Genomic DNA, 8,423 nt, shown 5'->3' with positions numbered 1-8,423 from the left:
CGCGTTCTGCGCCCCCAACGGCGCGGAACCGGGTCCGGTAGGCGATAATCGTACGAGCCCGACCGCAGGAACGACGCGATCCAGCTGCGTTGCCACTGAGCGGGATCAGGATATTCCATAAGTCGAGCGATTCGAACGGTGAGCCGAGCGCATCACACACTTCCTCGGTCATCCCCCGCAGAGGCGTTCTCGTTCCTACTTGATGACCAGCGTCTTATCCGAACATCGCCCCGGCAGCACCTCAGGCCCACGCACGTCTTTTGCGACGCGGAGTCCCGCGGCGGACAAGCTCGTCCGGAAGCTGCGCGACCGGCACCCCCTGTCGGTTGCCGAGGAGGTCGCGCTTAACACGTTGCTTGCGGCCAAGGCCGGGCCGATTTCCGGAAGAACGGTGTTGCTCGACCGGGGGATGCAGCCAAGCGGGATCCATGTCCTGCTTGACGGCTGGGCGTGCCGCTACACGATGCTCGTCGATGGCCGCCGCCGGATCGTCGCCTTTTATCTTCCGGGCGATGTCTGTGACTTCGACGTCTTCCTGCTGGCGGGGATGGACCAGACGATCGCCGCGATCACCCCTGCACGCGTTGCGGTGGTCGATGCCCCGATGCTAGCCGTGCTTGCCATCGACCACCCGCCCCTGACGCAGGCCCTGTGGTGGGAATCGCTGACCGCCGCCGCGATCCAGCGCGCCTGGACGCTCAATGTCGGGCAACGCAGTGCCAAACAGCGAATCGCACATCTGTTGTGCGAGCTATATCTGCGAATGGACCGGGTTGGGCTGGTGCAGGACGGCAGCTGTGCGCTGCCGTTGACCCAGTTTCATCTGGGGGATGCCTGTGCGCTGACGTCCATCCACACCAATCGTGCGCTTCAAGAGCTGCGCCGTGACGGCTTGCTGTCGCTCGAGGCCCGACGCCTGACGATCCACGACTGGCCGGCGCTGGTCGATCTGGCCGCGTTCGACCCCGCCTATCTCCAACTGTCCAAGGAGCCCGGTACCTCGTGATAGTGCGGCCCTTGGCTGAACAGCGGCCCGGGTGGTGGTCTGCTTCTTCATAGAGGTCCAGCTAACGCGGCGTTACCGCTCCAGCGTGCCACGCCACCCCGTTAAGCCATGAACGCCCGCTCGCCACAGAGCCGTCTGCAGACAGGCGGTCTCTGGGCGGGCGAGACTAGACGCGGCCTATCTAGCGGTCGCCAGACCTACAGGCGGAAGGACAGCGACGCGACATAGGTCCGCCCGTTCTTGTAGAAAGCCGTGGGCCGATCGGGCGTCGCGTTATACTGGCGATAGGTCTCGTCGAGCAGGTTCTGCGCGTTGAGCGACAGCGTGACCTGCTTGGTCAAATTGAACCCTGCCGACAGATCGAGCTGGTTATACGCGGCGACCATTTCGCGCGAGCCGAGACGGCCAATCGTGCGGAAATACTTCGTCCGGTAATTGTAGCTCAACCGCGCCTGGAACGGTCCGCTTTCGAAATAGGGGATCACGTTGACGGTGTGCTTCGACAAATAGGGAAGGTTGAGATCGGCGCCCGACGCGTCGGTCGAGGAGGTCGTGCTGTCCTGATAGGTATAATTCGCCTGGAGCCCGAACCCGCCCCAGATCTCGCTCTGCCCGGACACGAGGATGCCGTTCACCTTCGCCTTGCCGCCGTTGATCGGCTGCGAAACGCTGTAATTGTTCTCCAGCCGCCCGGTCAGCGAATTGAACAAAGTCACCCCCTCGGTCCGGGTGGTGATGATGTAGTTGCTGATGTCGCGACGGAAGGCCTCGACCGCGAGCAGGCTGCCCGGACGCGGGTAGAATTCCGCGGTCAGCTCGTAATTGGTCGACTCATACGGCTTCAGATTGGGATTGCCGCCACCCGCATCGCGCGTTGTATCGTTCTGCGAGATCGACGCCGCCAGATCCTGATAGCGTGGCCGCGAGATCACCTTGGCAACCGCACCGCGGAAGATGAGCGACGAACTCGCCTCATAGGCGATGTTGAAGCTCGGCAGGAACTTCAGATAGTCGGTCGAGGTCGTCGTCGGGGTCGGCACGGGGTTGGGGTTGGCCGCGGTCGATAGCGTCAGCGCATAGTCCGACACGTCCTTGGTATAGACCAGCCGGCCACCGATATTACCGCGAAAGCCGCTCTGCTCGAAATTGAGCTGCGCATAGCTCGCCGCGACGGTTTCCTTGACGCGGGTCGACGCGCCGATCTTGCGGATCAGCGGCGAATTGATCGCATTCGCCAGGATATCGATCACCGACTGTTCGGACAGGTTCAGATACTGCGTCGCGTTGCCGAGCCCACCGCTGCCGCTGAATGTGCCGTCCGGAGTCGACGCGGTCGGCACGTTGAGCTGCGATGCAAGCTGCGACGTGGTGAGATAGGTGTTGATGCCGCGACCGTCGATGCGGTTGACATGGTCGGTGACGCGTGCGCCGAGCATCAGCTGCGTGAATGGCCCGAACGACACCGGGATCGTCGCATCATAGCCGCCGAAGATGTCGCGATCGGTCGTCACGCTGTAATCGAGTCCGCCGATCTGCGCGGCGTTCAACTGCGTGCCGCCGACCAGCACCGGGCTGCCCTCGATCTGTGCCGGATTGTTGTTCGGGTTGGTGAAGTAGTTTGCGGGGTTGGTCGGATCGCCGGTGAAATTGACCGTCGCCGTATCGTTGGTGAAGGCATAGCTGAACGGCAGTCTGGTCTGCACGTTGAACAGATATTCGGGATTGCGCCCGCCCCTCGCCCGGCTCCAGCCACCCGCGAACGACACCTTGGCGCCGTCATCGCCTTCCCAATCCGCGAACAAGTTGAGATTGTCGGTGGTCAGCTTGGTCTTACGGACGAGCGTGTCGAGCTGCGCACTCTGGCTCGTGGCGGCACCGAAGGTCGCGGCGTTGACGACCCCGTTACTGATATTGGCGGACTGCAGCACGTTGCCCGTCCAGGCCCCGGGAATGGTGTACATCGACTGGCTGTAATTGTCGTAATTGCCGTTGATGTGCAAACCGTTGAGCGTCAGCGTCAGCTCCGAGCTGGGGCGGTACTGCACAGTGCCTGACACGCTCTTGCGCTCGCGCGTCTGCTGGAAATAGGCATAGTTGATGCCGAACGGCGACGCGGCCTTGTAGAGATCCGCAATCGTTCCGCCAGTGATGGTCGCACCCGGGCTCTTCAGGCTGAGCGTGCCGTCCTGCGCGCGGTTGACGAACGGGCTATTATAGGTGCCGTCCGCATTCGCCGCGGCATTGTCATAGCCGAAGAATTCCACGCCGGCGCGCGTCAGGCTCTGCTTGTCATAGGTCGCGGCCACCAGCACACCGAACGTCTCCGCATCGTTCTTCCAGCTGTACAGCCCCGAACCGCGGACATTGCCCTTGTCCGAACGGTCGTTGTACGAATACCCGCCCGACGCGAAGATCGAATTGGCCTTTAGCTCGAGCGGCCGGCGGGTGCGGACGATGACGGTGCCCCCGAGGCTGCCCTCCTCGATCCGCGGTTCGGGCGACTTGTACACCTCGAGCCGGTCGACGAGTTCGGGCGCGAGCAACGAATAGTTGAAGGTGCGGCTCGAGGGGTCATTGTCGTTGCCGCCCCAATCCGCCGACGCGAGCGCATGACCGTCGAGCAGCATCCGGTTCAGTGCGGGATCGGTACCAAGGATGGCGACCTTCTCGCCCTCGCCAAAGCGCCGGTCGATGCTCACGCCCGGGATGTGCGACAGCGATTCGGCGACGTTGCGGTCGGGAAACTTGCCGATCGCTTCGGCGCTGATCACGTCGACCACGGCATTGGCCTCGCGCTTGACCGCGATCGCGCTGCGCAGACTACCGCGGATACCGGTGACAACGATGTCGCTGTCCGCGTCCCCCGAGGGGGCGGCCTGCGTGGGAGGTGTCTGAGCGGATACGGGCTGCTCGGCGGCGGCTGGCGGGGCGGATGACGGCGCGGTCTGTGCGCCCGCAGGCGCGATCAGTCCGGCGATCGCGCTGGCGACCACGGCGGTGGATGCGAGCAACATCTGCTTAGGAAAAACCATTGGTCAAAGCCCCTTTTCATAGGCGCCATCGCGCCATCCCGATGCAGCCCATGCCTGCACCCGTAAATCCCGCGAATCGCCCGGTATTCTTTTGGTAGCCAGGTCGATGTCTAGGCGCCGCTACCTATATCAAATTCATTTTCCGAATCTAATGCGAAAATTACCTTTTTATTACCAATTCTGAGAGGGACGCATTTCAGTCCGGCGGTTGCCCCCGTGGCTGCGGACCTGACGCCAGCGAGACCCGGGCCAAGTCCGTTCGACAAGGCAAGACGCGTCAGCGCATCAATTTTCCAATATACTCCACGCGTCCAAAGATGGTGTGAGGCGCGGATCAAAGGCACATTCTGCCACCTTGCGAGGGACTTACCCGCGCTTACTGACAGGCGCTAGCGCATCATGACCCCGGAAGCCCACGCCAGGGCCGACCGCAACGGATCGAATACTCACTTAGGCTCGAGTAGTATTCGCTGGCGACGTGCAAATAAGGGCAACATTCCATACCAAAGTAGGATATTTGGGGCATTCAACGAGCCATGCGGTTCGCGCACAGCGGATGGCGCTACCACCCCTAGCGTAAGCGCTGATCAGGCGAGCGCGGAACATCCGCGCTGCGAGATGCTGCGCGCGGCAGCGCCCTGTCCATGGCGCCGGAGCCCCTGCCCATGGCATAGGGCCTGACCAACCCCATGGTCGCGCAATTCATCCGTGTGGGGGGCGTGCCTACGATTCCCCCGCACCTGCGCCACTCGCGGGGCAGATCGCTCGCCCTATCGCAGGATCGGCAGTGTTGCGGGCTTCCCGGGGAACCGCTCGCATGACAAGGGGTTTCTGAAATTGGCCGTTTTGGCCGTATCCCGGGAGACGATACACAATGACTGATTTTGCCGATCTTGTAGATGGATACCAGCGGTTTCGGACGTCTGACTGGCGCCGCCAGCATGACCGTTGGGAGAAATTGAAAGTCGGACAGGAACCGCGCGTCATGGTGATCGCCTGTTCGGACAGCCGGGTCGAACCCGCGCAGATCTTCGACACGTTGCCTGGTGAGATGTTCGTCGTCCGCAACGTCGCCAACCTTGTTCCGCCGTTCGAGACGGGTGGCGGCTATCACGGCGTTTCTGCCGCGGTGGAATTTGCGGTCACGCAGCTCAAGGTCGGCGAGATCGTCGTACTCGGCCATGGCCAGTGCGGCGGCTGCAAGGCGGCGCTCGCAGGCACGTTCGACAAGGCAGAGCGCGGCCAGGGTGGCTTCATCAGTGACTGGGTGCATCTGCTCGATGGCGCACGCGAGTCCGTCGCCAAGGATCATGCCGATCTGAAGTCTGAAGAGGCTCGCGAGGCGATGGAGCAGGCTGCCGTTCGGACGTCGATTGAAAATCTGCGGACCTTCCCGTTCGTCCGCGATGCAGAGGCTGCCGGCGATCTCGAGATCCGCGGCGCGGTGTTTGCGATCGACGACGGCATTCTGCGCGTGATGGACGAGGATGGCGGGTTCACGCCGGCTCAGCCCCGCGCGGACTGATGCCGAGGCCGGGCCGGCGAAAGTCTCGTCGGCCCGGCGCATCTTTACTTCAAACCTTATCTGCTGGCCGCTGCGAGCTCTCGCAAATGGTCAGGGGAGACCGAGACTGTAGGCGGGTTGCGGCCCGTCAGATTAGGGCGCTATGTTGCTGGCTTCTGACTGGAGGTCCTATGACGCGCCTTGCCTTGGTTATCGCTGCCGGCCTGTCGGCCGCCACAGCGGCATATGCCGCACCCGATCCCGCGCCGAGCGCCGCCCTGGTCGCGGCAACCAAAGCCGGGACGCGAACGCCCGCGACGATCGCGCGCGACGCTTTCCGCCACCCCGCCCAGACGCTGGCGTTTTTCGGTGTGAAGCCTGGTGACACGGTCGTCGAGATCTGGCCCAGCGGCGGCTGGTATACCGAGATCCTTGCGCCCTATCTCGCGGCCCGCGGCACGCTTTATGCCGCTGCGCCGAGCGAGAAGGGTCTCGCAGCTGTCCGGGCCAAGCGCCAGGCGATGCCCGAAGCCTATCGCGCGCTGCGCTATGCCATGTTCCCGGCAGTCGCCGGCCAGCCGACCGTTCCCGCAGGCTCGGCGGACGTCGTGCTGACCTTCCGCAACGTGCACAACTGGCGGTTCGGGGCCGCCGATCAGACCCAGGCCGCGTTCGACCAGATGTTCGCGATGCTCAAGCCCGGCGGCACGCTTGGCCTTGTCGAACACCATCTGCCCGAAGCGTCGGGCAAGATCGAGGAAGGCAAGAGCGGCTATATGAAGCGGTCTTCGGTCATCGCCTATGCCACCAAGGCAGGATTCAAGCTGGCAGGCGAGAGCGCGGTGAATGCGAACCCGAAGGATACGCATGACTATCCCAAGGGCGTGTGGACCCTGCCGCCCAATTACGCCGAGGGCGATGTTGGCCGCGCGCGCTATGCCGCGATCGGCGAAAGCGACCGGATGACGCTCAAGTTCGTCAAACCCCGTTGATCGCCGCGCAGAGTGTCACCCGCCGCATCCAAGATTTGGAAGCGGCGGGCTACACTGTTACGACACCCGTGTGACCGCCACCCCACTCCGTTTCCTCGAACGTCTGCCGCTGCTATGGGATCGCCGCGCCATCGCGTACGGCGTTGCGGTCGCCCTCTCCATCGCTGCCTGCGCGATCCGGATCGGCGTCGATCACCTGCTGCCGCCCGGTTTTCCGTTCCTGACCTTCTTCCCGGCGGTCATCATCTCGTCCTTCCTGCTCGGGCGCGGTCCCGGTTCGGCGGCTGCGCTGCTGTGCGGTGTGCTGGCCTGGTATTATTTCATCGCGCCACGCCAAGGGTTCACACTCGGCGTCGATACCGCGGTAGCACTGCTCTTCTATGCCGCAGTCGCTGCCGTCGACATCGCGCTGGTCCACTGGATGCAGCAGGCCAATCACCGGCTGCGCGACGAGCGCGAACGCAACGCCGACCTTGCGCTGCGCAGCGGGCTGCTGGCTGATCGGACCGAGGTGCTGTTCCGCGAATTGCAGCACCGCGTATCGAATAATCTCCAGATGATCGGGGCCGTCCTCGCGTTGCAAAAGCGCGGTATCGCCGACCCTGCCGCGGCTCTTGCACTCGACAATGCAGCGACCAAGATCACGCTGATCGGCCGGATCCAGCGGCAGCTTTACGATACCAGCGGATCGCTGATCGCGCTCGACCAGTTCCTCCATCAACTGACTGCCGACGTGATCGAGGCGGGTGGCAATCCGGGTATCGTCCACTCGGTTTCCGCACCGCCCGGCGTCATGCTACCCCCCGACGCGCTGATCCCCGTTGCGCTGATCATGGCGGAGGCGATCGCCAACGCGATCGAGCATGGGCTGGTGGGACGCGATCATGGCAGCATCCGGGTCGATCTCGTCCAAACCGCCACCGGGTTGCAGCTCTGCGTGACCGACGACGGCGCCGGACTGCCCGAGGGATTCGACACGCGCGGCTCGACGAGCCTCGGCCTGAAGATCGCCACCACGCTAGCGCGACAGCTCGGTGGCAGCTTCGACGTCAGAAGCGCTGAGCCGGTCGGCGCACAAAGCGTGCTGACCATTCCCCATTCCCCCGCAGGACAGCCCCCTAGCCCATGATCATCCGCAGCGACGAATTCATTGATATCCCTCGCATCGCCAGCGGCACTCCTTCGGATGACGCCATGCCGTCACAAGGCGGCGTCATGCGCACGCACCTGTTCCGCCCCGCGGTCGAGGGACGCTATCCCGGCGTTCTGCTGTTCTCGGAAATCTACCAGGTCACGGACCCGATCCGCCGGCTTGCTGCCTATGTCGCCGGTCACGGCTTCTGCGTCGCGGTGCCCGAGGTCTATCATGAGTATGAGCAACCCGGGACGGTGCTGCGCTACGACGCGGCCGGCACCGATCGCGGCAACGCGCTGAAGGTCACGAAACCGGTTCACGCCTTTGACGAGGATGCGGTCGCAGCGCTCGACGGCCTTGCTGCGCACCCCGCCTGTACCGGGCGGCTCGCGACGATGGGCGTCTGCCTGGGGGGACATCTTGCCTACCGCGCCGCACTCGATCCCCGCGTCGCAGCAGCGGCGTGCTTTTACGCGACCGACATCCACAGCGGCACGCTGGGTGAAGGCAAGCAGGATGACAGTCTGGCGCGCATGGAGGAGCTGAAGGCGGAAACGCTGTTCATCTGGGGGCGGCAGGACCCGCATGTCCCGTTTGCCGCGCGCGAGACGATCCGCGCACGGCTGGAGGCGGTCGGCGCCAATTATGGCTGGCTCGAGGTCAACGGCCAGCACGCGTTTCTCCGTGACGAGGGACCACGCTATGATCCCGCCCTGTTCGCCCAGACGCTGAACGCGGTCATCGCTCTATTTAA

The 8,423-nt window shown here is 63.8% G+C and carries 6 protein-coding genes; 5 read left to right on the top strand and 1 reads right to left on the bottom strand.

The annotated features are described in order from the left end of the window. Positions 1-202: 202 nt before the first annotated feature. Positions 203-1,006 (top strand): Crp/Fnr family transcriptional regulator, encoded by an 804-nt coding sequence (locus sphst_RS20135; protein WP_051916314.1) that lies wholly within the window; start codon positions 203-205, stop codon positions 1,004-1,006. A gap of 197 nt (positions 1,007-1,203) precedes the next feature. Here the strand turns inward: sphst_RS20135 and sphst_RS20130 are convergent, their stop codons facing one another. After that, complete coding sequence (locus sphst_RS20130; RefSeq protein ID WP_234387778.1) at positions 1,204-4,038, bottom strand: TonB-dependent receptor; 2,835 nt, start codon at positions 4,036-4,038, stop codon at positions 1,204-1,206. Positions 4,039-4,912: 874 nt separating this feature from the next. On the opposite strand from sphst_RS20130, the gene sphst_RS20125 reads away from it, so the two are divergent. The 4 genes from sphst_RS20125 to sphst_RS20110 form a co-directional block, all read left to right on the top strand. Then, positions 4,913-5,563: a carbonic anhydrase gene (locus sphst_RS20125; RefSeq protein WP_031394264.1), complete on the top strand. Its 651-nt coding sequence runs from the start codon at positions 4,913-4,915 to the stop codon at positions 5,561-5,563. Positions 5,564-5,733: 170 nt separating this feature from the next. Continuing rightward, positions 5,734-6,534 carry a class I SAM-dependent methyltransferase gene (locus sphst_RS20120; protein ID WP_031394265.1) on the top strand — a complete coding sequence of 267 codons (801 nt, stop codon included), beginning with the start codon at positions 5,734-5,736 and terminating at the stop codon, positions 6,532-6,534. A gap of 70 nt (positions 6,535-6,604) precedes the next feature. Further along, positions 6,605-7,663, top strand: coding sequence for a sensor histidine kinase (locus sphst_RS20115; protein ID WP_031393812.1), 1,059 nt, complete (start codon positions 6,605-6,607; stop codon positions 7,661-7,663). 86 nt (positions 7,664-7,749) lie between these two features. Then, the coding region (locus sphst_RS20110; RefSeq protein ID WP_234387777.1) for a dienelactone hydrolase family protein at positions 7,750-8,423 on the top strand (674 nt) is incomplete at its 3' end.

The sequence above is a fragment of the Sphingomonas sp. STIS6.2 genome (genome assembly GCF_000732685.2).
Lineage (GTDB): Bacteria > Pseudomonadota > Alphaproteobacteria > Sphingomonadales > Sphingomonadaceae > Sphingomonas > Sphingomonas aerolata.
The sequence above is the reverse complement of the archived record's forward strand: the minus strand, read 5'-3'. Positions and strand labels throughout refer to the sequence as shown.